This window comes from Thermomonas sp., assembly GCF_023953935.1.
GTDB lineage: Bacteria > Pseudomonadota > Gammaproteobacteria > Xanthomonadales > Xanthomonadaceae > Thermomonas.
In genome coordinates, this window is the sequence record NZ_JAMLIW010000004.1 from 24828 (window position 1) to 49528 (window position 24701).

At 68.0% G+C, this 24701-nt stretch carries 27 protein-coding genes; 18 read left to right on the forward strand and 9 right to left on the reverse strand.

What is annotated here, in order from left to right; all coding sequences use genetic code 11:
* Positions 1 to 26: 26 nt before the first annotated feature.
* Complete coding sequence (locus tag M9902_RS05650) at positions 27 to 2390, reverse strand: S9 family peptidase (RefSeq protein WP_297221519.1); 2364 nt, start codon at positions 2388 to 2390, stop codon at positions 27 to 29.
* Positions 2391 to 2576: 186 nt separating this feature from the next.
* Between M9902_RS05650 and M9902_RS05655 the strand changes: the two genes are divergently transcribed.
* The 7 genes from M9902_RS05655 to bfr all read left to right on the forward strand — a co-directional run bounded on the left by M9902_RS05655 (position 2577) and on the right by bfr (position 5861).
* Entirely contained in the window at positions 2577 to 2912 is a 336-nt protein-coding gene (locus tag M9902_RS05655; RefSeq protein WP_297221520.1) for a hypothetical protein, read from the forward strand.
* A gap of 99 nt (positions 2913 to 3011) precedes the next feature.
* Positions 3012 to 3797 (forward strand): CDP-diacylglycerol--serine O-phosphatidyltransferase, encoded by a 786-nt coding sequence (gene pssA, locus M9902_RS05660; protein ID WP_297221521.1) that lies wholly within the window; start codon positions 3012 to 3014, stop codon positions 3795 to 3797.
* Entirely contained in the window at positions 3794 to 4045 is a 252-nt protein-coding gene (locus M9902_RS05665) for a hypothetical protein (RefSeq protein WP_297172353.1), read from the forward strand. The genes pssA and M9902_RS05665 overlap by 4 nt, the downstream gene beginning before the upstream one ends.
* Positions 4045 to 4530: a ribosomal protein S18-alanine N-acetyltransferase gene (gene rimI / locus M9902_RS05670; RefSeq protein WP_297221522.1), complete on the forward strand. Its 486-nt coding sequence runs from the start codon at positions 4045 to 4047 to the stop codon at positions 4528 to 4530. The genes M9902_RS05665 and rimI overlap by 1 nt, the downstream gene beginning before the upstream one ends.
* Before the next feature lie 95 nt (positions 4531 to 4625).
* Complete coding sequence (gene queD, locus M9902_RS05675) at positions 4626 to 4982, forward strand: 6-carboxytetrahydropterin synthase QueD (RefSeq protein WP_297172360.1); 357 nt, start codon at positions 4626 to 4628, stop codon at positions 4980 to 4982.
* A gap of 74 nt (positions 4983 to 5056) precedes the next feature.
* The gene (locus M9902_RS05680; protein WP_297172363.1) at positions 5057 to 5275 is read left to right on the forward strand and encodes a (2Fe-2S)-binding protein; all 219 of its coding nucleotides are present in this window, start codon (positions 5057 to 5059) and stop codon (positions 5273 to 5275) included.
* 112 nt (positions 5276 to 5387) lie between these two features.
* On the forward strand, positions 5388 to 5861 hold the full coding sequence (bfr, locus tag M9902_RS05685; RefSeq protein ID WP_297172366.1) for a bacterioferritin: 474 nt from the start codon (positions 5388 to 5390) through the stop codon (positions 5859 to 5861).
* Positions 5862 to 5918: 57 nt separating this feature from the next.
* Here the strand turns inward: bfr and M9902_RS05690 are convergent, their stop codons facing one another.
* Together M9902_RS05690 and M9902_RS05695 are read right to left on the reverse strand one after the other, a co-directional pair.
* Positions 5919 to 8114, reverse strand: a complete 2196-nt coding sequence (locus tag M9902_RS05690) for an ATP-binding protein (RefSeq protein WP_297172526.1) — start codon at positions 8112 to 8114, stop codon at positions 5919 to 5921.
* Positions 8115 to 8194: 80 nt separating this feature from the next.
* Positions 8195 to 9910, reverse strand: coding sequence for an EAL domain-containing response regulator (locus M9902_RS05695; protein WP_297172369.1), 1716 nt, complete (start codon positions 9908 to 9910; stop codon positions 8195 to 8197).
* A gap of 193 nt (positions 9911 to 10103) precedes the next feature.
* Between M9902_RS05695 and M9902_RS05700 the strand changes: the two genes are divergently transcribed.
* From M9902_RS05700 to nudC, 3 genes are all read left to right on the forward strand, one after another.
* Positions 10104 to 10850 (forward strand): DUF6776 family protein, encoded by a 747-nt coding sequence (locus M9902_RS05700; RefSeq protein WP_297221523.1) that lies wholly within the window; start codon positions 10104 to 10106, stop codon positions 10848 to 10850.
* A gap of 67 nt (positions 10851 to 10917) precedes the next feature.
* Positions 10918 to 11250 carry an iron-sulfur cluster insertion protein ErpA gene (gene erpA, locus M9902_RS05705; RefSeq protein ID WP_297221728.1) on the forward strand — a complete coding sequence of 111 codons (333 nt, stop codon included), beginning with the start codon at positions 10918 to 10920 and terminating at the stop codon, positions 11248 to 11250.
* 5 nt (positions 11251 to 11255) lie between these two features.
* Complete coding sequence (nudC, locus tag M9902_RS05710; RefSeq protein ID WP_297221524.1) at positions 11256 to 12173, forward strand: NAD(+) diphosphatase; 918 nt, start codon at positions 11256 to 11258, stop codon at positions 12171 to 12173.
* Positions 12174 to 12188: 15 nt separating this feature from the next.
* Here nudC and M9902_RS05715 read toward each other — a convergent pair whose 3' ends face one another.
* Both M9902_RS05715 and M9902_RS05720 read right to left on the reverse strand, forming a co-directional pair.
* Positions 12189 to 12554, reverse strand: coding sequence for a DUF2752 domain-containing protein (locus M9902_RS05715; protein WP_297221730.1), 366 nt, complete (start codon positions 12552 to 12554; stop codon positions 12189 to 12191).
* A gap of 118 nt (positions 12555 to 12672) precedes the next feature.
* Positions 12673 to 12945 carry a CD225/dispanin family protein gene (locus M9902_RS05720; protein ID WP_297221525.1) on the reverse strand — a complete coding sequence of 91 codons (273 nt, stop codon included), beginning with the start codon at positions 12943 to 12945 and terminating at the stop codon, positions 12673 to 12675.
* A 191-nt stretch (positions 12946 to 13136) separates the two neighbouring features.
* Between M9902_RS05720 and M9902_RS05725 the strand changes: the two genes are divergently transcribed.
* Together M9902_RS05725 and M9902_RS05730 are read left to right on the forward strand one after the other, a co-directional pair.
* A complete protein-coding gene (locus tag M9902_RS05725) occupies positions 13137 to 14423 on the forward strand; it encodes a DoxX-like family protein (RefSeq protein WP_297221526.1) in 1287 nt (428 codons plus the stop codon).
* Positions 14424 to 14521: 98 nt separating this feature from the next.
* A complete protein-coding gene (locus tag M9902_RS05730; protein WP_297221527.1) occupies positions 14522 to 14890 on the forward strand; it encodes a DUF2269 domain-containing protein in 369 nt (122 codons plus the stop codon).
* 37 nt (positions 14891 to 14927) lie between these two features.
* Here M9902_RS05730 and M9902_RS05735 read toward each other — a convergent pair whose 3' ends face one another.
* Positions 14928 to 16832 (reverse strand): MFS transporter, encoded by a 1905-nt coding sequence (locus tag M9902_RS05735; RefSeq protein ID WP_297221528.1) that lies wholly within the window; start codon positions 16830 to 16832, stop codon positions 14928 to 14930.
* A gap of 163 nt (positions 16833 to 16995) precedes the next feature.
* On the opposite strand from M9902_RS05735, the gene M9902_RS05740 reads away from it, so the two are divergent.
* The 6 genes from M9902_RS05740 (at position 16996) to M9902_RS05765 (ending at position 21882) form a co-directional block, all read left to right on the forward strand.
* Positions 16996 to 17523 (forward strand): NUDIX domain-containing protein, encoded by a 528-nt coding sequence (locus M9902_RS05740; RefSeq protein ID WP_297221529.1) that lies wholly within the window; start codon positions 16996 to 16998, stop codon positions 17521 to 17523.
* Between the two features lie 70 nt (positions 17524 to 17593).
* A complete protein-coding gene (locus M9902_RS05745) occupies positions 17594 to 18013 on the forward strand; it encodes a hypothetical protein (RefSeq protein WP_297172393.1) in 420 nt (139 codons plus the stop codon).
* Between the two features lie 10 nt (positions 18014 to 18023).
* Positions 18024 to 18908, forward strand: coding sequence for a nuclease-related domain-containing protein (locus M9902_RS05750; RefSeq protein WP_297221530.1), 885 nt, complete (start codon positions 18024 to 18026; stop codon positions 18906 to 18908).
* A gap of 161 nt (positions 18909 to 19069) precedes the next feature.
* Positions 19070 to 19291, forward strand: a complete 222-nt coding sequence (locus M9902_RS05755) for a hypothetical protein (RefSeq protein ID WP_297172399.1) — start codon at positions 19070 to 19072, stop codon at positions 19289 to 19291.
* Positions 19292 to 19307: 16 nt separating this feature from the next.
* The gene (locus M9902_RS05760; protein ID WP_297221531.1) at positions 19308 to 20543 is read left to right on the forward strand and encodes a hypothetical protein; all 1236 of its coding nucleotides are present in this window, start codon (positions 19308 to 19310) and stop codon (positions 20541 to 20543) included.
* A complete protein-coding gene (locus M9902_RS05765; protein ID WP_297221732.1) occupies positions 20464 to 21882 on the forward strand; it encodes a diguanylate cyclase in 1419 nt (472 codons plus the stop codon). The genes M9902_RS05760 and M9902_RS05765 overlap by 80 nt, the downstream gene beginning before the upstream one ends.
* 12 nt (positions 21883 to 21894) lie before the next feature.
* On the opposite strand, the gene M9902_RS05770 is transcribed toward M9902_RS05765, so the two are convergent.
* Genes M9902_RS05770 through M9902_RS05780 form a run of 3 tightly spaced genes read right to left on the reverse strand, consistent with a single transcriptional unit; the run spans position 21895 to position 24690 of the window.
* Positions 21895 to 22923, reverse strand: coding sequence for a zinc-binding dehydrogenase (locus M9902_RS05770; RefSeq protein WP_297221532.1), 1029 nt, complete (start codon positions 22921 to 22923; stop codon positions 21895 to 21897).
* Positions 22924 to 22946: 23 nt separating this feature from the next.
* On the reverse strand, positions 22947 to 24233 hold the full coding sequence (purD, locus tag M9902_RS05775) for a phosphoribosylamine--glycine ligase (protein ID WP_297221533.1): 1287 nt from the start codon (positions 24231 to 24233) through the stop codon (positions 22947 to 22949).
* A 10-nt stretch (positions 24234 to 24243) separates the two neighbouring features.
* Entirely contained in the window at positions 24244 to 24690 is a 447-nt protein-coding gene (locus M9902_RS05780) for a hypothetical protein (protein WP_297221534.1), read from the reverse strand.
* Between the last annotated feature and the right edge of the window lie 11 nt (positions 24691 to 24701).

Consider the following 24701-nt stretch of genomic DNA (forward strand, 5'->3'; position numbering starts at 1 on the left):
ATCCCGCGCCTCCCCCACGCGTCGATTCAATACTTCAAATTCGCCTCGAACAATGCATTGATCCGACGATATTCATCCAGCCAGCTGTCGGGGTGGACGAAGCCGTGGCGTTCCATCGGGTAGGGCGCGATCGACCACTGGTCCTTGTGCAGTTCGATCAGGCGCTGGGTGAGCTGGATCGAATCGCGGAAGAACACGTTGTCGTCGATCATGCCGTGGGCGATCAGCAGGTGGTCTTGCAGGCCGCCGGCAAACTCGATTGGTGAGGAACGGCGATAGGCTTCCGGGTCGAGCTCGGGCTCGTTGAGGATGTTCGAGGTGTATTCGTGGTTGTACTGCATCCAGTCGCTGACCGGACGCAGCGCGGCGCCGGCCTTGAACACGCCGGGCGCCTGGAACAGCGCGGTCAGGGTCATGAAGCCGCCATAGCTGCCGCCGTAGATGCCGGCGCGATCGCGGTCGCCCTGATGGTTTTCCACCAGCCAGTCGAGGCCATCGCGATAGTCCTCCAGCTCTGGCTTGCCCATCCAGCGGTAGATCGCGGTGCGCCAGTCGCGGCCATAGCCCTGGCTGGCGCGGTAGTCGAGGTCAAGGACGATGTAGCCCTCCGCGACCAGCAGGTTATGGAACATCTGTTCGCGAAAATAATCCGGCCAGTGCATGTCGGCGTTCTGCAGGTAGCCCGCGCCGTGCACGAACATCACGATGGGGTATTTGCGTCCCGGCTCCGGGTTCGCCGGCCCGTAGTACTTGCCCCAGATCACGCCGGCGCCGTGCTTGCTCGGCACCTGCACGTACTGCGGTTGAATCCACGGATGCGCCTTGAACTCGACGCTGCGGGTGTCGGTGAGCTGGCGCGACGGGCCGCCCTGTGCGGAGACGATCGACAGCTGCGGCGGCAAATACGCCGCCGAATGCCGCACCAGCAGCGCATCGCCCTGCGGCGACAGCGAGAAATCCTCGACGCCATCCAGCGCGGTCAATTCGCGCACTTCGCCGCCCGCCGCCGGTGCCGAACAGACTTCGTAATCGATGGGTTTGGCGCGGTTGCACAGGAAATAGAAACTCGCGCCGTCGCGCGAAACCGCGACCTGCGAGGTTTCCCACTGGCCGTCGGTAATCTGGGTGCGCTGCATGCCGCGCAGGGTGTACAGGTGCGACCAGCCGCTTTCCTCGCTCAGGTACCACAGCGTCGCGTTGTCCGGCAGCCAGCCGAAATCGTTGAAGCTCCAGTTGATCCAGGCCTCGTCATGCAGGCGATGGCGCGGCTGCAAGCGGGCATTGGCCAGGTCGACCGTGGCCAGCCAGCGGTCCTTGTTGTCGACCGCGCGCAGCATCAACGCCACGCTGCGGCCGTCCTCGCTCCACTGCGGCGCCGGGACATCATCGCCGGTGCCGACTTGCAGCGGCCGGTTGCCCTTCAGCGGCTCCTTGCCGGCGGCCTTGCGCAGGGCTGCCAGCGGGTCGTCCTTGATGCCGGGCAGGCTGTCGAACTTCAGCTCGCGCACGCTGCCGGTGGCAACCTCGGCCAGCCACAGTCGGTGCGGCAGCGGATCGTTGCGGCCGACCAGGGTACGCGCGTCCTCGAATTCGCCATAGCCGGATTCGGTGACGGGCACCGGCATCTTTTCGCCACGGCCGGCATCGCCGCCCTTGGCGCGGGTCACCACCAGCAGCCAGCGCCCATCCGGCGACAGCGCCGAATCGACGATCTCCACGTCCTTGCCCAGGTGGATCGGCGCCGGTGGCCGGCTCGGATCGGCGCGCCGCCAGGCCTCGGTCTGCGCACGCGTGGCCTCGCGCCGGGCCTTGTCTGCAGCCAGGGTCGTCAGCAGGCGCAATTGATGATCGCGCAGGGAATCCGCCGGCGGCGTTGCGTCCGGCGCCTCGTCCGCGCGCGGCTGCGCCGCCACCGCCACCACCCGCCCATCCCAGCGATACCAATCCGTACCCACCCGCCAGATCAAGCCGCCGCTGCGGTTCCACTGCAGGCGATTGGCGGCCTGGTTGTCGCGGGTGAGCTGGGTCAGCGCGCCGCTCTTCAGGTCGCGCACGAACACATTGCCATTGCGGACGAAGGCGCTGCGTGCGCCGCCTGCCTCGATCAGCGCGGCGGTATCCATGTCCATGCGGCCGGCGTCATCCACCAGCACCGGCGTGCCGCCCTCGCGGCCGACCTGCCAGATGTCGCGCAGGTTCGCGCCCTCGCGCTTGAGCATGTAGTAGGCCGACTGGCCATCCCAGCGCCACCACGCCGCATCCACCGGCGGGCCGATCCAGTCCGGGTCGGCCATCGCCTGTTCCAGGGTCACCGTCGGGTTGGCCGGGGTGGCGGCCCGGGCCACGGGCAGGCTGGCGAACAGGGCAATGGCAAGCGTGGCAAATCGCATCGAAGGTTCCGTCAGTATCCGCAAGCCTCGCAGGGTAGCAGCCCGTCGCGACGCGGCCCGTGCCGGAGGTCCCGGCCCCGTCGGCAGGTGGCGGGCAATCACGTTGACGCGGCTGTGCACGCGGAAAGCGCAGACTCGGCGCCGGGCCGGGGCGTGATCCGGCATGTGAGTGCGAGTGAGGCGATCATGAACACCGAGGTGGAGGGCGCGTCGGCGCAGTCGACGCGGATGCGTCAGGCCGTGGCGGATGCGGTGGCGGTGGGCCCGCGGTTTTTGCGCGGCGAAGTGGATGCCGACCACATGGCCAAGGCCATGGTGGCGGCCGTGCAGGGCTATCTGGCCAAGGAACAGGCGCTGGGCAGCGATGGGCGGCCGCAGGATCGTCAGAGCGCGGCGCTGTTCCCGGTGCTGGGGGAGCTGATGGCCTGCGGCTCGGGCTATCTGGCCGGTCGCTGCGACGGTGCCTGCGTGGCGCGGACGATGACCGAAATGGTGCGGGAATTCGGCGACAAGGCCGGTTGATGTCTCTTGCCGTCGGCTGGCCGGGCTTGGGTCGCCGCGTCGATCGGCGCCGGTTCAACCCGTTGGAACGCAGGGCGAGCGTTGCCTTACACTGCCAACATGGATGACAACGAGCTCCAGCAAGATGTCCCCCGGCGCAGTCGCGGCATTTATCTGCTGCCGAATTTGTTCACCACGGGCGGGTTGTTCGGCGGTTTCTTCGCCATCATCGCCGCGTCCCAGGGCCGTTTCGAGGCCGCCTGCGTGGCGATCTTCATCGCCGCCGTGCTCGATGGCCTGGACGGGCGGGTCGCGCGGTTGACCAATACGCAAAGCGAGTTCGGCGTGCAGTATGACTCGCTGGCCGATCTGATCAGCTTCGGCATGGCGCCGGCCATGGTGATGTACTACTGGGCGCTGCTGGCGCTGCGCGGCGATGGCACCACCCTTGGCAAGATCGGCTGGCTGGCGGCGTTCCTGTACGCGGCCTGTGCGGCGCTGCGGCTGGCGCGCTTCAACTCCCAGGTCGGGATCGTGGACAAGCGCTGGTTCATCGGCCTGGCCAGCCCGGCCGCGGCCGGACTGATGGCGAGCTTCGTATGGACCTGTGAACGCGGCGGCTGGGATGGCGGCGAGCTGCGATTCGTGGCGCTGGGGCTGACCATCATCGCCGGCCTGCTGATGGTCAGCCGGATTCGCTACACCAGTTTCAAGGGCAGCGGCAAAGGGCCCAAGTCCGACCGCGTGCCCTTCATCGTGCTGCCGCTGGTGCTGGGGCTGTTGATTGCCCTGTGGGTCGTGCCGGCGGAAACCCTGCTCGTCGCCAGCGTGCTGTATGCGTTGTCGGGGCCGTTGCAGGGCCTGTGGCGGCGACGCAAGCCGGGCGGCCCGGACCCGGCGGCGTGAACCTCGATCCGCTGCAGCGGGTGGTGCTGGCTGAACTGGGCCTGGTGGCCTATCGCCGGGCCGTTGTCGGGCCGGCGGCGGGTCTGCCGCCGGAATTGCTGGGACAACTGGCGCGGGCGGCGGGCCTGTCCGCGGACCGTCTGCTGGAGCATCCGCAGCTGCTGGCGCAGGCCACGCGAATGGGCCGCGATCCGCGCGCGCGCCGCGCCCTGTGGACGCAGCTGCGCGCGCTGCGCAAAGGTGCGTGATGAACGCCAAGCCGGCGGAGGCGGCGGAGCCGGGGCGGCGATCCAGCCTGCGGCCGATGCGCGAATTCGACCTGGATGCGGTGATGGCGATCGAGCTGCGCGCCTATCCCTTCCCGTGGACCCGCGGCATCTTCCGCGACTGCCTGCGCGCCGGCTATTCGATGTGGGTGCACGAACGCGGCGGCGCCTTGCTGGGCTATGGCGTGCTCAGCGTGGCGGCGGGCGAGGCGCATGTCCTGAACCTGTGCACGGCGATTGGCCACGAAGGCGAGGGCCTGGGGCTGCACATGCTGCAGGCGTTGCTGAAGATCGCACGCGGGCAGCGCGCGCAGCGGGTGTTCCTCGAGGTGCGTCCCTCCAACCCGCGCGCGATCGACCTGTACCAACGGGTCGGATTCAATGAAATCGGCCGGCGCCCGCGCTATTACCCGGCCACCGGCGGGCGCGAGGATGCCATCGTGATGGCGATGGAACTGCTGGACTGAGCCGGTATCCGCGACCGGCAGGGTCGGAGAATCGCGCGCGTCACCGGCCTTCCCGCGATCCGGCGCTGGCGGCGAACCCGCCGTAAAATACCGGCATGGAAATCTTCAAGGCGTTCACCTTCGAGGCCGCGCACCGGCTGCCGAATGTGCCCGATGGGCACAAGTGCGCGCGCCTGCACGGGCATTCGTTCCGGGTCGAGCTGCACGTCGCCGGCGAACCCGACCCGCACACCGGCTGGGTGATGGATTTTGCCGATCTCGGCCGCGCCTTCCAGCCGCTGCTCGAGTGCCTCGACCATCACTATCTCAACGACATCCCGGGGCTGGAAAACCCGACCAGCGAGCGGCTGGCGCAGTGGATCTGGACGCAGATGCGGCCGGTCCTGCCGCAGCTGGCCGAGGTCGTGGTGCGTGAAACCTGCACCTCGGGCTGCCGCTATCGGGGCGAATGAGACAGCAGGCATAGTTGACTATCGTTCGCATTTGCGATTGAATCGCAGCCTCTGGAAGATCTTCCGGGTGTGCGATGTACGTCTGCATTTGCAATGGAATCACCGATCGGGTAATTCGCGAGGCCGCCGAAGCGGGCTGTCAGAGCGTGGCCGAGATGACCATGCGCACCGGCGCCGGGTCCTGCTGCGGGTCCTGCCTGGGGCTGGTCGGTGAGATCATCGCGGAGGTGAAAGCGCGCAAGGCGCTGGACCTGCCGGTCCTGACTGAGCTTGAGCTGGCGAACGCGGCCTGAACCGGGCCGGTCGCGCCGCGCGCGCGGCGACGGAAAGCGCGGACGATTCGCGTTCTGCCCGAGCCTTGCCCGGGCGCGCTAAAGTGAGCCCAATTCCGCACGGAGCGCAGCCATGAAAGGCGACGACAAGGTCATCGGTTATCTCAACAAGGCGCTCTACAACGAGCTCACCTCGATCAACCAGTATTTCCTGCATGCCAAGATGCTGAAGAACTGGGGCCTGCACGCGCTGGCCGCGCACGAGCAGCACGAGTCGATCGACGAGATGAAGCACGCCGACCTGCTGGCCGATCGGATCCTGTTCCTCGAAGGACTGCCCAACTTCCAGGCGCTGGGCAAGCTGCGGATCGGGGAAACGCCGACCGAGATGTTCCGCTGCGATCTGGCGCTGGAGATGGAGGCGGTGCCGGTCCTGCGCGAGGCCATTGCCTGGTGCGAGTCGATCGGTGACATCGGCAGCCGCAAGGTGTTTGCCGATATCCTGTATTCCGAAGAAGAGCACATCGACTGGCTGGAAACCCAGCTGGACCTGATCGCGCGCGTGGGCGAACAGAACTACCTCGCCCAGTCGATGGAAGCGTCCTGAGCGTTCACGTCGCCTGCCCGCCTGGCGCGCCATGGCGCCGGGTCGGCCGGCGCCGCCTCAGTGCTTTTCGTTTTGCGCGGCGACCGTGTCCCTGAGCGCTTCGCGCACCTGTGCAAACTCGCTGACGATCTGGGCGACCGCGACCGCCGGCTGGGACAAGGTGCCGTCGCGGGCGCCGTATTCGAGATCGCGCGCGGCGTTGGACAGGGTCATCGCGCCGACGTTGGCGCTGGAGGACTTCAGCGTGTGCGCGGCAATCCGCAGTGCGATCGGGTTGCTGGCGGCCACCGCATGCTCGAGCTGGGCGATCAGACGCGGGGTGTCCTCCAGGTACACCGCGACGATCTTGTCGACTTCGGTGCCGAGCACTTCGCGCAGTTCGCCGAGGATGGCCTGGTCGAGCACGGCCGGGCGCTGCGGGTCCTGGGAATCCGCCACGCTCGGCGCGGGCGCGGGAACCGGCATCTGGGTGTCTTTCCAGCGTGCGATGCACTGCTCCAGCTCGGCGCGGCTGACCGGCTTGGACAGGTAGTCGTCCATGCCGGCGTCGAGGCATTTGCGGCGGTCGCCGGCCATCGCGTTGGCGGTCATCGCGATGATCGGAAGCCGGCGCTGGGACTTGCGCTGTTGTTCGAGTTCGCGCCAGCGGCGGGTGGCCGCATAGCCGTCGAGCACCGGCATCTGGCAGTCCATCAGCACCAGGTCGAATTCGCCTTCGTCAAGCTTGGCCAGCGCCGCCTGGCCGTTGCCGGCGGTGTCGCAGTCGGCGCCGAGCACCTGCAGCAGGCGCTGCGCGACCATCAGGTTGACCGGGTTGTCTTCCACCAGCAGGATCCTGGCCTTGCGCCCCAGTTCGACCTTGGGCGCCGGCGTCACCGGGGCCGGATGCGGGTCCTGCTGCGCCCAGGCCACCCCGGAGGCCGACAGCGCGGCGCGCAGGTCGGCATCGGCGACGTTGCGCGAGACGATGGACGCGCCCAGCGGCAGGTCCTGCGAGGTCACCTCGTCGCTGCGCAGGAAGATCAGGCGCGCATTGCCGTACTGCTCGTGGCGGTCCATGTTGCGTGCCAGCGATACCGCCGTGCTGCGGATGCTCGACAGGTCGGCCAGCACCACCGAATAGTTCCACGGTTCGCCCTGGCCTTTGGCCTGGCGCAGGCGTTCGAGCGCGTCGTGGGTATTTTCCACGGCGGTGATCCGCAGCCCCCAGTTGGGCAGCAGCAGGGTCAGCCGCATCCGCAGCTTGGCGTCGGTGGTGACCAGCAGCACCCGCCCGCCGTGCAATTCCTCGCGCCGTTCGGTGATGTCGCCCTGCACCTTCAGCAGGGGGATTTCGAACCAGAATACCGAGCCGCGGCCGGGCTCGGATTCGACCCCGATCTTGCCGCCCATCAGTTCGACGATGCGCTGCGAAATCACCAGGCCCAGCCCGGTGCCGCCATACAGCCGGGTGGTCGAGGCGTCGGCCTGGCTGAAGGCCTGGAACAGTTTGGCGCGGGTGGCGGCATCGATGCCGATGCCGGTGTCCTGCACCTCGAAGCGCAGCTGGTGCTGGGTGGCGGTCTCGCCCATGCGCCGCACGCTCACCGTCACGCCGCCGTGTTCGGTGAACTTGATCGCATTGCTCAACAGGTTGCTCAGGATCTGGCGCAGCCGCACCGGATCGCCGCGCACCGGCAGGCGCACGGCCGAGTCGATCTGCAGGGTCTGGCGCAGGCCCTTGGCTTCGGCCGGGCGCTGCATCAGGGTGATCACGCTTTGCAGCAGCTCGCGCAGGTTGAAGCCGGTGGTTTCCAGCTCCAGCCGGTTGGCTTCGAGCTTGGAGTAGTCGAGGATGTCATCGACGATCCGCAACAGCTGCTGCGCGGATGCCGTGGCGGTGCGCAGGAACTCCTGCTGCTCCAGCGCCAGGCGCGTGTTCGACAGCAGGTCGAGCATCGGAATGATGCCGTTGAGCGGGGTGCGGATCTCGTGGCTCATGGTGGCCAGGAATTCACCCTTGGCCATCACCGCCGATTCGGCCGCCTGCTTGGCGCGGGTCAGCTCCTGCTCGAGCTCGGTATGACGGTTGATTTCCTGTTGCAGCGCGGTGATTTCCTCGGCCTTGCGCTCGTTTTGTTCGGCGTGCGCCAGCAGCGCGGTTTCGCGCTGGCGGGCGGTGAGGGCAAGCGTGGTGGTCGCAAACAGGGCCAGCAGGGCCAGGACCAGTGCGATCAGTTGCCAGGGGCCGTCCACGCCGGTGCGTTCGATCATCAGGGCCAGCGCCACCCCGGCGGCTGCGCCCAGCGCAAGCCAGCGGGCCACCAACAGGTTGCGTCCGGCGTTGGCCTCACTCACAGGGTTGCGCTCCGGAAGTCGAAATCGAGGGTCTGTTCGGGCCGATGGACCAGGTTGCCCTGGATGAAGTCGATTCCACCGATCCACAGCGCGGCCGCGGCCTGCGGGTCCTCGACGTTCTGGGCGATGACCTGCAAGCCCTGGCGGTGCGCGTACTGGATGGCCTCGCGCATCTCGTCATGCAGGGTCTGCGGCAGCGGCAGTTGGGCGAAATCGGCCGCCAGGCGCAGGTAGCCGAGCGGCAGCTGGTCCAGCAACTGCGCGGCGTCCAGCGTATGCCGATACTGGCTGAGGGCAAACTGGACGCCGGAGGGCACCATGACCCGGCAGAACTCGCGCAGCAGGACCGAGTGGACCTGGGCTTCCTCCAGGCGCAAATCGATGATCAGCGATTGGCCTTCGATGTTGGCGGCCCCGATGGCCTGCTGCAGCCAGTCGGCGTAACCGTCCTGCGCGAGCGTGCGCGGTGACTGCGAAACCACCAGCTGGACCGGGCGCGATGCCCGATTGCGATCGCGCAGCAGGTCGAGCGCGTGCTGCATCACCCAGCGGTCGACCTGCGGCAGCAGCCCGGCGGACTGGGCGATGTCGAGGAACTCCGCGGCCCGGCGCACGCTGCCGTCCGGCCCGCGCATCCGCACCAGGACCTGGTAGCGCGCTTCATCACCGCCGGCCACCGCGACCACCGGCTGGAACACGAGGTAAAGCGTTTCCCCGTCGGGGGCCAGAGCCGCGCGCAGCTCGTCGACGATCTCGTTGGCGGCGAGGCGGTCAGGCGGAACATAGCGGGCGAATCCCACCGGCGCGCCTCGCGCCTCGCGCAGCGCATCGTCCACCGCGGCCAGCACATCGCCCGAGTCCTTGAAGCCGTGCTCGAAGGTGGTGTAGCCGATGGTGCAGCGCAGCCGCAGGGCGGTGTCGTCAACCTTGAAATCGGTGCGGCCGATGCCGTCGCGCAGCTGCCGCGCATAAGCCTCCAGCCAGCCGGCGTCGCGCCCGCTGACGACCACGAGGAAGGCGTTGTCGCTCAGCCGCGCCGCGGATTCGCTGGCGGTCAGTTCTTTCAGCTTGCGGCCCGCCGCATTGATCAGGTCCTCGAATTCGGCGTAGCCGAAACGGTCATGCAGCGCGGTGGCATTGCCCATCTCGATCATCAGGGCGCCACCCGCTACGCCCGAAGTGGCCTTTTCCAGCAGCAGATCCATCAGCGCGGGCCGCGTGAGCAGCCCGGTGATGGGGTGCAGGATCGGTTCGACGGCCGTCTGCCTGACTTGGCCGATCGCGCGCGCGCGCCGGATCCGGCTTTGCACCGACACCACCAGATGCCGCGGCCGGACCGGCTTGACGATGTAATCGTCGCCGCCGTGCTCGAGTGCGTCCAGTTCGCTGTCCGGATTCTGGTCGCCGGTCAGGAACACCACGGGGATGTTCTGGAACAGCGGATGTTGGCGAATCTGTTCGGTCAGCGAGGTGCCGCTGATGCCGGGCATGTGCAAATCCATCAGCACCAGATCCGGCGCGAAGCGCTCCAGCGTGGCCATCATCTGCTCGGGGATGGCGACCACCTCGGCCTCCATGCCGGCGCCGCGCAGGATGGCTTCGGCGAACAGGGCCTGGCTGCGGTCGTCTTCGACGATCAGCACTCGGAAGCGATCGGCGCCAGCCGGTTCCGGCTGTTCCGATCGGGTCGCTTCGTTGGGCGCGTCGTTCATCCTTGCCTCCTGAGGCCGGGCGTGGTCGCAGCCGGAGACAGGCCTGCGGCAAACGACAGCCGGCGGTTGGCGGGTTCCCCTGACCCGTCATGAGGGATTCTGCCGCAAAACGCGGGCGATAGGGCCCCGGTTTCGCCGAATTCGTGACCGCGTGCGCTTGACGCCGGGCCCGCGGGGGTGCGATATCCGGAGCATGACGGATCCTGCGGCGACCACCGCTCGAAAAACGGGCCATCCGCGCCTTGCCATCGTTGTGCTGGTGGCCGGGGCGCTGCTGCTCGGGCTGTGGGGCGCATGGCGCAGTTTCGGCCCGATCCCGCCGAATGCGCGTGAACGGCTGGAGAGCCAGGCCCGGAAAATCGAAATGCTGGAGCAGCAGAACATCACGCTGGCGCGCTCCGACCAGATCAGCCGCACGGCGAATCAGGATCTGCAGGGCACCCTGGCCGATCGGGACGAGGAAATCGCCGGCCTGCGCACCGACATCGCCTTCTACGAACGCTTCGTCGGCGCGGCCGGACAGCGGCACGGGCTGAGCGTGCACGACCTGCAGCTCAAGCGCCAGGGCGGCCCAGGGGTCTGGCACTTCGTGGCCACGCTCACCCAGAACATCAACCGTGATGCGATCAACAGCGGCCGTCTCACCCTGGCCCTGGAAGCCAGCACCGACGGACGCATGCGCACCCTCGATTGGAACACCCTGCGCCAGCAGCCCAGCGCCGCCGGCGTGGACTACGCGTTCAAGTATTTCCAGCAGGTCGAAGGCGACATCGTGCTGCCGGAAGGCACCATGCCGGTGCGGGTGAGCGTGCATCTGCGTCCCAAGTCCGGGGCCGCGGTCGAGCAGTCGTTTGCCTGGGCGGTGGCCACGGGCGGAGCCGACGCGCCGCGTGCCGCGGCCACTACAGTCGAATCGGGCAGGCAAAAAGGCGGCGGTTGAAACGCGGCCCGCAACGCGCGATCCTGCGCGGGTGGATACAACTGCCCTGGATTTCGTCCGTTCGGTGATGCCGGCGGCGCCGATGGTTTTCACCCCCGCGGCCGCGGCCAAGGTGCATGAGTTGCTGGCGGACGAGGGTGACGCCGACCTCAAGCTGCGCGCCTGGATCCAGGGTGGCGGCTGCACCGGCTTCCAGTACGGGTTCGAGTTCGACGATGGCCAGAACGACGATGACGTGGCCATCATCACCGACGGCGCCACCCTGCTGGTTGATCCGCTCAGCCTGCAATATCTCGCCGGCGCCGCGGTCGATTACGTCGAATCGCTGACCGGCGCGCAGTTCGTGATCCGCAACCCGAACGCGAAGACCACCTGCGGCTGCGGCAGCATCGAAGACTGAACGGCATGCGCGATCCTGCGACCTCGCCGTTTGCCTTCGTCGACGGCGCGCTGGACCGGGCCGACGCTCTGCGCGATGACCCGGATGGGCTGACGGCGCTGTGGCCGGCAGCGGGGATCATCGCGCTGGATGGCCAGGGCCGTGCCCTGGTCGATGCCGACGCCGGGCTGGCGGAATTCGCGCCTGCCGCGATTGCGGGTGACCCGCTGACGCACACGTTTCTGGGGCTGCGGGAGGGACGCGCATGGTTCCTGGTCGAGGCCGCCGAGGCGGGCCTGGACGCATCCGGCCGAATCGACCTGCGCAGCGCCGCCGCGCAGTGGCCACGCTGGCAGGCGACCTTGTTCGCGCAGGCGCGCGCGCTCCAGCACTGGCACCGCCAGCACCGGTTCTGCGGCGCCTGCGGCGGCGCGCTGCGCTACGTCCGCGCCGGTTGGCTGGGGCGCTGCGATGCCTGCGCCAGCGAGCACTACCCGCGCACCGATCAGGCCATCATCGTGGCGGTCAGCGACGGTGCGCGGCTGCTGCTGGGGCGGCAGGCCAGCTGGCCGCAGCGGCGCTGGTCGGTGATTGCGGGCTTCGTCGAGCCGGGGGAAACGCTGGAGCAGACCGTCGCCCGCGAGGTGATGGAGGAAACCGGGATCCGCGTCGATCCGCGCAGCGCCCGTTATCTGGCCTCGCAGCCGTGGCCGTTTCCGAGCGCGCTGATGCTGGGCTTCATCGCGGCCGCAGCGCCGGACGTGCCGCGGGTGGGCGACGAGCTGGAGGCGGCGCGCTGGTTCAGCGTCGAGCAGGTGCGCGAAGGATTGGCTCGCGACTGGAGCGCAGCCGAGCGTGAAGGCGAGGGGATTGTTTTGCCGGCGCCGCTGTCGATTGCACGCCATGTGATCCAGGCGTGGCTGGATGGCCAGCCGGCGGGATGATCGTACCGGCGGCGCTCAGCCCGGTGCCAGCAGGGTGAACGGTGCCCACGGCAGGTTGCGCAGGAAAGCAAACCCCAGCAGCAGGACCAGCCACAGCTTGGGTGCCGCCAATGCGTTGCGCAGCGGCAGCAACCGCTGCGGCAGCAGGCCGGCGCCGTGCAGCACCAGCACCGCCAGCGGCAGCAGCGAGAGCACCAGCAGCGGGTTCATCGCCATCGCCCCGGCCAGATCCAGCTGCGTCAGCGCGTGCAGGCAGCGGGTGCTGCCGCAGCCGGGGCAGTACAGCCCGGTCAGCGCCTGCAGCGGGCAGGGCGGCAGCGGATTGCCGACGACGTTGGGGTCGATCCGGCGCAGCACGCCGAAGGCAGCTGCGCCCAGCACCGTCACCGCTGCCAGCGTGCCATAGCGGCGCCATTCGCGTCGCCAGAGCGCGCCGCCGCGCAACCGGGCGAACCCGCGCGCGTCCGCGACGCGCCTGACTGGTACTCGCCGCGGCACGTCATTGCAGCCCGCTAAGGCCACCTGCGGACATGCCGACCATCACGAAGAAGATCACGTAGAGAACCATCAGGATCACAAAGGCACCGGCGGCCCACATCGCCCAGGACTTGGCTTTGTCCGCGGCTTCCTGCGCGGCAGCGTAGTTGCCTGCCGCCACCAGCCCATCGACCTTGGCGGCGTAGATGATCGAGACGATGCCCAGCGGCAGGCAGCAGAACAAGGTGGCGAGAATCGCCCAGATCAGGTTGTTGGAAATCGCGGGACTATTCATGCGTGGCTCCGGCGGAAAAGTCAGTGTGGCGTGGTGCCGGCGCGTTCCGCAGGGCCGCGGTCGCGTTCGGACACGATCGAATAGTCGCATGGAATGGGCGGAGTGCGCGGATCGCTCTGCGCGATCGGCGTTGTCAGCAGGCGAGTCCGCTATCGTGGACGGCAGGACTTCCAGGGTGGCGGAGGCAGGCGATGGCGGAGACCCGATGTGCGCTGGTGGTGGGTGGCCGCGGCTTCCTCGGTGGGTTCATGGTTGCCGCCCTGCGCCGGCGCGGCTGGCGCGTGCGCGTGCTGGCGCGGCCGCAGGGGCGCCGGATGGATGCGGATGAAGTGCCGGGCGACCTGACCCGGATGCTGGCCGAGGATGACTGGGCGCAGGCGCTGGACGGTGTGTCCGTGGTCGTCAACGCCGCCGGGATCCTGCGCGAGGAAGGCCGGCAGACCTTCGTGGACGTGCACGAGCGCGCGCCGCTGGCGCTGGCGCACGCCTGTGCCGCGCGCGCAATCCGCTTCGTGCAGGTGTCCGCATTGGGACATCCGGAGGATGGCGGGTTCATCGCCTCCAAGCACCGCTTCGATGCGGCCTTGCTGGCGATGCCGATCGAGGCGATCGTCTTGCGGCCTTCGGTGGTGTATTCGCTGCGCGGTTCCTACGGTGGCACTTCGCTGCTGCGGGCGCTGGCCGCGTTCCCGTGGCGGATGCTGCTGCCGGGAGACGGGCATTGGACCTTCCAGCCGCTGTGCGCGGAGGATCTGGGTGAGGTGGTGGCGGTTGCCTGCGAACGCGGCCCGCGCGGGGTCTACGCGGTTGGCTGCGAACATCCGCTTGCGCTGCGAGATTACCAGTCGAACTGGCGGCGCTGGCTGCAAATTCCCGGTCACGGTGCCTGGCGGATGCCGCTGCTGCTGGTACGCGCCCAGGTGGCGCTCGGGCAGTGGTTGGGGCGCGGCCCGGTCAACCGCACCATCTGGAACATGCTGCTGCGCGGCAATCGCACCGAGGCCGGCGCACATCAGCGCGTGCGGGACACCTTTGGTGTGCGGGTGCGCGCTCTGGACGAAGTATTGCAGAGCGAGCCCAGCCAGATGCAGGACCGCTGGGCGGCGCAGCTGTATTTCCTGGCACCGTGGTTGAAGTGGAGCGTGGTGCTGGTGTGGCTGGGTTCGGGCGTGGTCGGGCTGGTGACGCCGGCGTCCGGGATCGAGGCGATGGCGCAAGGCAGCGCGCTGGCCGGGCTGTCCCCGGTGCTGCTGGCGCGTGCGACGGCGCTGCTGGATATCGGCTTGGGGCTCGGTCTGGCGTTGGCGCGCCGCCCACGCGGCGTGGTGCTGGCGATGCTGATTTGCGCGCTGGCGTATCTGTTGGCGTTCGGCGTGGCCAAGCCGGCGCTGCTGCTGGATCCGCTCGGTGGTTTGCTCAAGAACGTCGTCTTGATCCCGGCGCTGGCGCTGCTGTGGGTGTTGGCGGATCGGAGGTGAGATGGATTACCTGACCTTGAAATGGATCCACATCCTGTCGTCGACCCTGCTGCTGGGTACCGGGCTCGGGCATCGCATTCTTCATGTGGATGGCGCATTTGACGCGGGATCCCCGCCAGATCGCCACCACCGCGCGGGTGGTGGTGATTGCCGACGCGCTGTTCACCGCGCCGGCGGTCATCGTCCAGCTCGGTAGCGGCCTGTGGCTGGCTTGGCTGCTGCACCTGCCACTGACCGTATTCTGGGTAGGAACGGCTTTGCTGCTGTTCTTCGTGATTGGCGTCTGCTGGCTGCCGGTGGTGTGGTTGCAGGCGCGGGCGCGCGATTTGGCCCGTGCCGCGGCCGAAACTGGCGTGCCGTTGCCGCCTGCCTACGCGCGCGTGATGCGCTGGTGGTTCTGGCTGGGCTGGCCGGCTTTCATCAGCGTGATCGCGATTTTCTGGCTGATGGTGAACAAACCCATCTGAGCAGGTTCATTCGAGCGGGCGCATTTGTCCCTCCCGCTCAGGCCTCGCTGCCGCGCAGCACCCGCACCTGTGTTTCCATCCGCGCGGCGCTGGCTTCGCCGCCGGGCACCGGCACGCCGGCCAGCACTTCGATCCGTGCCCGCAGGCGGCGCGGCAGGCGCGCGCGGTGCAGGCGCGAGGCCTGATTGCTCCACATGCTGCCCCACATGTGCTTGAGCGCCAGCGGGACTACCGGCACCTGTTGGCCGCGCGCGGCGGCGCGTTCCAGGATTTTCTCCATACCGGACTTGAACGGCGCGATGCTGCCATCCTTGGTCAAGGCACCCTCGGGGAAGATGCAGACCAGCTCGCCCTCCGCCAATGCCGCGTCCACGGCATCGAACGCCCGCGCCATCACCTCGGGGTTCTCGCGCGCACCGGCGATCGGGATGGTCTTGGCGGTCTTGAAGATCCAGCGCAGCACCGGGAGGTTGAAGATCTTGTAGTACATGACGAAGCGCGCCGGCCGCGGGATGCAGGCCGACAGGATCAGCGCGTCCATGTAGCTGACGTGGTTGCACACCAAAAGAGCTGCGCCTTCGTCCGGCACGTTGTCCTCGATCCCGTGCAGTTTCAGCCGGTACAGGCTGCGCACCAGTAGCCAGCTGAGGAAGCGCATCAGGAATTCGGGGACGATGGTGAAGATCCAGATCGCCACCAGAGTGTTGGCGATCGCCAGCGCCAGGAACAGCTGCGGGATCGTCCAGCCCAGCACGCGCTGCACGAAGATGCCGATCAGCGCCGCCAGCACGATGAACATCGCGTTCTGGATGTTCATCCCGGCGATCACCCGCGCCAGTTCCGACTTCGGCGTGCGGCTCTGGATCAGGGCGAACAGCGGCACCACGAAGAAGCCGGTGAACAGGCCGACGCCGACCAGGTCCAGGATGATCCGCCAGCTTCCCGACGCATTCGCGAATTGCTCGATGGTCATTCCCTGCGCCAGCGCCTGCCCGGGGCGGGCGAAGTACAGATCGAGCAGGAAGGCACTGATGCCGAATGCGCCTAGCGGCACCAGGCCAATTTCGACCGTGCGCCCGGACAGCTTTTCGCAGGACATCGAGCCGATCCCGGCACCGACCGAAAACAGCGCCAGCGCGAAGATGTACAGATTCTGGGTGCCGCCGAGGTTGTCCTGCGCGTACACCGGCAGCTGCGCGGTCAGGATGGTGCCGACGAACCAGAACCAGCTCACCCCCAGCACCGCATTGCGCACCGCCAGCCGCTGGCGGGTGAGTTGCCAGATCTGCCAGCTCACTCGCAGCAGGTTCCAGTCCACCTTCAGTTCAGGATTGCCGGCATCGACCTTGGGAATGCGCCGCGCCACCGTATTGCCGGCGATCGCCATCAACACCACCGCCACCGCGGCCACCTGCGGGCCGTGGCTGCCGGCGAGCTGGAAGATCAGCCCGCCGAAGATCATCCCGATCAGGATCGACAGCGAGGTGCCCATCTCCACCAGCCCGTTGCCGCCGGTCAGTTCCTCGGGCCGCAGCACCGAAGGCAGGATCGAATATTTCACCGGCCCGAACAGGGTGGACTGCATGCCGGTGCAGAACAGCGCCACCAGCAGCACCGGCATGCTTTGCAGCAAAAAGCCCACCGCCGCCAGCGACATGATCGCGATCTCCATTGCCGTGGTGATCACAATGAGTTTCTGTTTCTCCAGCCGCTCGGCAATCTGCCCGGCGCTGGCCGAGAACAGGAAGAACGGCAGGATGAAGATCGCCGGCGCGAGGTTCGCGTACAGCCCCATCTCCTTGCTGCCCACCGCCATGAACGCCAGCAGCCCGATGATCGCCTGGCGGTAGACGTTGTCGTTGAACGCGCCCAGCGCCTGCACGATGAAATACGGCAGGAAGCGGCGCTGGGTCAGCAGGTTGAATTGGCTGTGGCCGGACATGCGGGCGCCGCTTGGGAGACTGCCGGAGTGTACCGGCTGGCCGTGCCGCGTTCAGCCCACCGCTGGCCGCCGCTCGCGTTTGCCTTGATTCCATCGTGACGGTTCCGATGCGAAGCTTTGGACTTCGCGCTGCGCGCAGCGGGCGTGCGCGCTAGGAGGATCCATGTCGGAACGCGCCGTGCGCTGCACGATGGTCTCGGTCCTGGCGCTGCGGCGTGGAGCCACGCCGGCGGATGCGCGGGTGCTGCTGGTGCGGCGTGCCGGCAGCACCATGGCCGGTACCTGGACCTACGTGGCAGGGCATATCGAAGACGGCGAAGCGGCCTGGCAAACCGCGCTGCGCGAGCTGGGCGAGGAAACCGCGCTGGTGCCGCAGTCTCTGCACGCCACCAGCTTCTGCGAGCGCTTTTATGACGCCTCCGCCGACTGCATCCAGATCGTGCCGGCGTTCGTGGCACAGATCGCGCCGGATGCGCAGGTGCGCCTCAATGCCGAGCATTCGGAGTTCGCTTGGCTGCCGCTGCCCGAAGCCCGCGAGCGGATGCCGTTTGGCGAACAGCGCCTGCTGCTGGACCACCTGCGCGAGGAATTCATCCTCCGCCGCCCGCATCCTGCCCTGGAAATGGGGGTGGGGAGGCAGGGATTGGGAATTGGGGATTCGGGATTGGCAAAAGCCGCGGACAGCGGGTAGCCTTCATCGGATACCGCCCGAATCGCCAAACATGCCCCTCGCTAGACGCGCCAGCGTGCCCCATGCCGCGATGCTGCTGATCTTGGCTGCCGGCGCGCTGCTGTACGCCTTCCTCGGCTACCACAGCGCGCTGCGTGAGTATGACGACGCGGCTGCGGCGCCGGTGGCGGACTATGTCGTTGCGTCCAAACACCAGGAGAAGATGGGGAGTGGCCGAACCCAGCGCACGGCCAGCCTGCTCGAACTGCGCTTGGACGGGCCGCCCACCGCTGCACCGCAGACGGTGCAGCTGGCCGTCACCGGACGGGTGTACCGGCGCAGTGCGACCGGCGACCGCTGGCCGGCCCGCATCGTCAACGGCCAGCCGCTGTTCAACCCGCTCCTGATCGGCATCGCAAGCGAAAATCGCCTGCTGCTGGTGGGGTTTGGCCTGATCCTCGGGCTCGGAGGGGGATTGGTTTTGCGCAGCGCTTTGCGCAATCGCGGCTGAGGAGGATTTGATGGGTCCTGGAAGCATGGCGGCGGTGGCCTTGATCGCGACCAGCCTGCCGCTGGCGCTGGCGCTGGGCGTGGTGTGGTGGCAGCTGCGCCAGGGGCGGCTGTTGAATGCGCAGGATGAAGCCGACGACGTGGCGGCCAAACTGCCGGCCGAACGCCAGCGCCGGCGGATCGAGACGCGCAGCGACAAGATCCAGTGGCTGACCGTGCAGATGCTGATCGCGGGCATGCTGGCCTGGATCGCGGTGGTGGCCTCGCAAATTCCCTGGGACGAACTGCGCCTGACCTGGATCGACGGCGCCGTGCTGCTGGTGGCGGCAGGCTGGGTGGTGATGACCCTGCGCCAGCTGTCGGTGCTGTGGGAAGAACGCCGCGGCGGTGGCGATGGCGTGCGTGCCGAGGTCGCCGTGGCGCGCCGGCTGGACGGGCTGCAGGCGCTGGGCTGCCAGGTGTTCCACGAGGTGCCGGTGCGGGATTTCGACATCGACCACGTGCTGATCGGCGCATCGGCCGTGTTCGCGATCGAAACCAAGGCGCGCCGCCGCGGCAATGGCCTGTCCGCCGAAGTGCGCTATGACGGCCAGACCCTGCACTTCCCGCACTGGGCCGAAACCCGGCCGCTGGAACAATCCCGGATGCAGGCACAGTGGCTGGCCGAGTACCTGCGCGAACAATTGGGGCAACCGATCCCGGTGGTGCCCGTGCTCTGCCTGCCCGGCTGGACCGTGCTGGACGAACCGGGCGCCGAACAGGCTGAAACCCGGGTCATCGACCCGAACGCCGAACCGCGATTCCTCGCCGCCGACCGTCATGCCGCTTTCGACCCGGCGCTGCGAACCCGGGTCATCGAGACGATCCACGGCCTCTACCGAAAGCTCGCCACCTGAGGCTCAGCGCGGCCCCCGCAGCCGTGGGGCTTTCGAGGGTGACTTTGCCGGCGGTCGGGGGTACTGTTCGCTGGCGGGCGGGAATGCGGCGGTTGGCCACGGTAACCTGCGTTTCCCGGAGGTTGAGGCGAGGGTTGAAACGGGGTGTTCCGGGGGGAACCATGTCGAAACTGTTGATGCTGATGCGCAAGCTCGGAAGCGATGCGGCGCTGGCCGAGGAATATCGGCGCGACCCGGACGGGGTGATGCGGCATGCCGGGCTGTCGGACGAAGAGCGTCGCGCCATGCTGGACAAGGACATCGAAGCGATCAAGCGGCTCACCGGGCTGGCGGAGGGAAAATTTGCCGTCATCCAATCCACCATCACCGCCTACGGCGACTGAACCTGCTGCCCCCTGAATGTGCGGGCTGCGTCTCGCTTCGCTGATTCGAAACGCATTGCTGGCACTGCTCATGGCCGGTGCGCCAGCGATGGCTGCGGGCGATCCGGAGGCCAAAGTCAGGGAAATCGAACGCCTCGCGATTACCGCGCCCGTCGCGGAATCGAATGCCAAGATAGCGGAGCTTGCGCCGGACATGGGCACATTGACGCCAGGGCAGCGCCAGCGCGTCGAATATGTGCGGCTGCGCAATCTGGCCATCGTCGGTGATCAGGCTTCCGCATTGACCGGATTGCAGGCATTGCTGCAACAGCAGCTGCCGGCCCCCTTGCGGGTGCGGATTTACGCAACCGCGACGTCCATTGCCGCCAACATCGGGCAATGGAAACTGGCCTATCAATGGTTGAACGACAGCCTGCCCTATCTGCCGACGGCGGGTGACGATGCGCCGCGGATGCTGATGACCGCGAGCTACCTGAACGGTTTGGTTGGCGAAGATGCCTTGTCGCGCGAATTCGCCACCAAAGCGCTGCATCTGGCCGAGCAAGGGCGCGATGCGTTGAGCTTGTGTCGAGCTGTCGCCGGCATGGCGCAGATCGAGGAACATGCGCAGGATTACGCCGCGGCCGGACGTTGGCGCATGCGCCAAATCGAAGATTGTGGCCTTGCCGGGGCTGGGGACAACCTGTTTGTCGGCGGCGCTGAAGCCGGAATGGGCAAGGTTGAAATGGAGCGTGACAACCCGAGTGCGGCCCTGGGTTGGTACCGCAGCGCGCTGGCACGATTCCAGCGTGCAGGTTACGAAACGGGTATCCAGGATGCCGGAATCGGACTGGCCTCCAGCCAGATCGCACTGGGCGAGGATCTGGATCAGGCCCGCACCCTGCTGCAAAACAGCGCGGTGTATTTCCGCGAACAACAGGCGTCGCTGGCAGTCGAGGAGGCCGAACGCCAGCTGGCCGCGCTGGCCGAACGCGAAGGCGATGCCAGTCTGGCGCTGGTGCATTACAAGAATGCGATGGCGGCCGCGGTCGAGACCCAAGAAAACGGCGCGGGACCGCCTGATCGCCTACCAGCAGGTGCAGTTCTCTACCCGTCTGAAGCAGCAGCAGATCGACCTGCTGCAGGCCCAGCAGGTGATCGCCCAGCTGCAGATCACGCGCAAAGCGGCGGCAGTGGCTGCTGGTCGCGGGCGGCGCTTTGCTGTTGCTGTTGGTGGCGCTGCTGGTGGTCCTGCTGCGCGCTCCGCGCGTGACCGCCAGCGCTACCGCTGGCAGTCGGAACATGACGGCCTGACCCGCCTGCTCAGCCAGAAGCAGATTCGCAAACTCGGTCAGGCGGCGTGGGAGCAGGCGCGTCGACAGGATCGGCCGATCAGCGTGGTGGTGCTGGATGTCGATTACTTCAAGCAGGTCAACGACCGTTACGGCCATGCCGCCGGCGACGAGGCGCTGCGCAAGCTGGGTGGATGGATCGAGCAGGCGGTGGGGTCGGAGGATTTGGCCGGTCGCAGCGGTGGCGACGAATTCACCCTGCTGATTGCGGGAGACGCGGACCGCGCGGCGGCCGTGGTCCGGGAGATTCGGGATGCGATCGAACCGATCGCGGTGTTCGATGACAGGATCGGGATCAGCATCAGCGCCGGCATTTGCGCGGACAGCGCCGCGTTCGACAGTCTGGGTGCGCTGGTCCATGCCGCCGATGGCGCCTTGCGGCGGGCAAAGCAGGAAGGCCGCAACCGCGTGGTGCTTGCAGGCGCGGATGCGCGCGCTGCGCCCGACGCGGGTGGTGCTGCTGTTGACCCGCATGCGGATCGCCTCGTCGTGGTCGGCTGCGGCATCCAGATGGGTCGCCACATGAGCCCGCGCTGCGAATCCGAAATCCGGTTGGCCGACGTGGTGATGTGTCTGGTCGATCCGTTCGCGCTGGCGATGATCCGCGCGCTGCGCCCGGATGCGGTGAATCTCGGCGAGCACTATGCCGATGGCAAGGATCGGCGCGACAGCTACCGCGAGATCGACGCCGCCATCATGGCGCAGGTGCGGGCCGGCAAGCGCGTGTGCGCGGTGTTCTACGGCCACCCCGGCGTGTTTGCGGACGTGCCGCACCGGGTGGTGCGGCGGGCGCGTGAAGAAGGCTTCAGCGCCCGCATGGAGCCGGGAGTTTCCGCCGAAGCCTGCCTGTACGCCGACCTCGGCATTGATCCGGGTCGTCACGGCGTGCAGTCGCTGGAGGCCACCCAGTTCCTGCTGCAGGATCGCGTGCTGGATCCGGCCGGCCTCGTGCTGCTGTGGCAGGTCGCGCTGGCCGGGGATCTGACCTGCACCCGGCGCCAGGCCGATCGTGCCCAGTTGCAACGGCTGGTGGACAAGCTGCGGCGCTGGTATCCGGCCGACCACGAGGTGATTCTTTACGAAGCGGCGCGGCTGCCGATCGAAACGTCGCGGATCGATCGCCTGCGCCTGCTCGACTTGCCGGAGGCGCAGTATCAGGAATTCACCACGCTGGTGATTCCGCCGCTGGCCGCGGTGCGTGAGCCGGCAGACCGTCTGGCCGTGGCTCCACTGGCGGACGCGAACCCCGCGACAGGCTGAAACGCCGCCGGCTCAGGGCGTGATGACGATGCGGCCGTGGCCGCGGAAGCCGGCCAGCGCATCGAGACGGGCGTTGATGGCATCGGCGTCGAGCGGAATGGTTTCGGTGACCACCGATTTCAGATCAAGCTGGCCGCGGCGGGTGAATTCCATCAGGGTCACCAGCTCGCTGCGCAGGTGGTCGGAGACGCCGATCACTTCGGCCTCACGGCAGATCAAATCGCCGAAGCTGTCGATCTCGAAGGCGGCGTGGGTGATCCCGGCGATCGCGGCGCGGCCTTGCACCGCCAACGCCGCCACCGCCTGGCGCTGGGTGAGCGGCAGGCCGGCGAATTCCAGCGCCACTTCCACGCCATCCCCGCCGGTGGCCTCGCGCAGCTGCCGCACCGGCGCGCCATCGGCCGGATCGACCGGAATTGCGCCGTAGCCGTGCGCGGCGGCAAGCTTGCCGGCGTCGATGTCGATGCCGAACACCTGCGCCGCGCCGCAGGCGTGGGCGAGCTGGATGGCCGACAGCCCGAGGCCGCCGCAGCCGAACACCGCGACCCGATCGCCGGGCGCGATGCGCGCCTTGCGCAGGGCGTGGAAGGCGGTGGCACTGGAACACATCATGATGGCCGCCTCGGGGGCGCTGATGCCGTCGGCTATCGGGATGGCGTTGCGTGCTGGCGCCAGCGCGTACTGCGCATAGCCGCCGTCGCGGTGCTTGCCGAGCATCTGCCCGTGTTTGCAGAACTGTTCCAGCCCGCGCGCGCAGGCGTCGCAGCGGCCGCAGGTGACAAGATAGTGCAGGGCGACGCGGTCACCGATGGCCAGCTCCGTCACGCCTTCGCCGAGGGCGTCGACGCGGCCGGCGATTTCGTGGCCGGGCGTGATCGGCAGCCGTGCGACGCTGGCGACGCCGTCGCGGTAGTGGAGGTCGGAATGGCAGATGCCGGCCGCCTCGACCCGCACCCGGATTTCACCCGGGCCGGGTTCGCGCAGCGCGGTCTGGCGCAGTTGCAAAGGCTTGCCGAGTTCGACGATCTGCACGCTGCGCATGGGGATTTCCCGGTCTTGGAGGTTCAACTGCGCTCGCGCGCGATCGCGCGCCAGCCGATGTCGCTGCGGTGGAATGCGTGGGCCCAGTGGATGCACGCCACCCCGGCGTGGGCGTTGCGCTGCGCGTCCTGCACGCTTGCGCCCAGTGCCGTCACGCACAGCACGCGGCCGCCGCTGCTGAGGATGTTTCCGCTTGCGTCGAGCGTTGTGCCGGCGTGGAACACCTTGGCTGCTTCGGGCACGGCATCCAGCCCGCTGATCACATCGCCGGTGACGGGCGCTTCCGGATAGGGCCGGGACGCCATCACCACGCCCAGCGCCGGGCGCGGATCCCAGTCCGCGACCACGCCACCCAGCCTTCCGTCGATGCCGGCTTCGATCAGATCGACGAGATCCGAGCGCAGGCGCAGCAGAATGGGCTGGGTTTCCGGATCGCCGAAGCGCACGTTGAATTCGATCACCTTGGGCGCACCGCTGGCGTCGATCATCAATCCTGCGTAAAGAAAACCGGTGAACGGCGCGCCGTCGGCGGCCATGCCGGCCACGGTCGGTTCAACAATCTCGCGCAGGATCCGCGCGTGCACTTCGGGCGTCACCACCGGAGCCGGCGAGTAGGCGCCCATGCCGCCGGTGTTGGGGCCGGTGTCGCCATTACCCACCCGCTTGTGGTCCTGCGAGGTGGCCATCGGCAGCGCGGTCTTGCCGTCGACCATGGCGATGAAGCTGGCCTCTTCGCCGTCCAGGAATTCCTCGATCACCACCCGCGCGCCGGCGTCGCCGAAGGCATTGCCGGACAGCATGTCGCGCACCGCGGCCTCGGCCTCGGCCAGGGTCATGGCCACGATCACGCCCTTGCCGGCGGCCAGCCCGTCGGCCTTGATCACGATCGGCGCGCCCTGCTCCCGCAGATACGCCAGCGCGGTGTCGAGGTCGGAATGCACGGCGTAGTGCGCGGTCGGGATGCCGTGGCGGGCGAGGAAATCCTTGGCGAAGGCCTTGCTGCCTTCCAGCCGCGCGGCGGCGGCGCTGGGGCCGAAGATGCGCAGGCCGGCAGCGCGGAAACGATCCACCACGCCCGCCACCAGCGGCGCTTCCGGTCCGACCACGGTCAGCGCCACGCCTTCGTCCTGCGCCAGTTGGAGCAGACCGTCGAGATCGGTGGCCTTGACCGCCAGGTTGCGGCATTTGGTTTCGGTCGCGGTGCCGGCGTTGCCGGGGGCGATGAGCACTTCCGATACGCGGGGTGACTGCGCCAGCTTCCAGGCCAGCGCGTGCTCGCGGCCGCCGGAACCGATGACGAGGAGTTTCAAGGCGATGTCCTCATGGCGCCGGTGCGCCTGCGTTCGTGGTGGCCGCTGGACAGGCGCGTGCAGCCATTTCGACTTCGAAGAAGACCCCGCCGTTGCGATCGACGAAACGCCGTTTCAGCGCGGCGTCGGTCTTGAGCAACGGCTGGATGACGGGGTCGCTGCACCAGCCGCGCAGTTCGATCGCCTCGGCCTGGCGCAATTCGTTGAAGCGCGGATTCGCGCGGGTCTTGGCGGCGGTGCCGAGCGGGCTGCGAATCACCTCGACCAAGGCGTTGCCTTCGACCGCCACCGATTCGATCACCAGATCCTCGATGTAGGGCTTGGGCAGTGTCGCCGCCAGCTTGGCCTGCACCTGGGCCAGCGTTTGTGGCGTCGTGCTGCCGCCGCTGCACGCGGCCAGCCCCGAGGCGACGCAGAAGGCCAGTGCGGGAACGCTGCGGATGGCGGATCTGCGCATGCGCGTGGCCT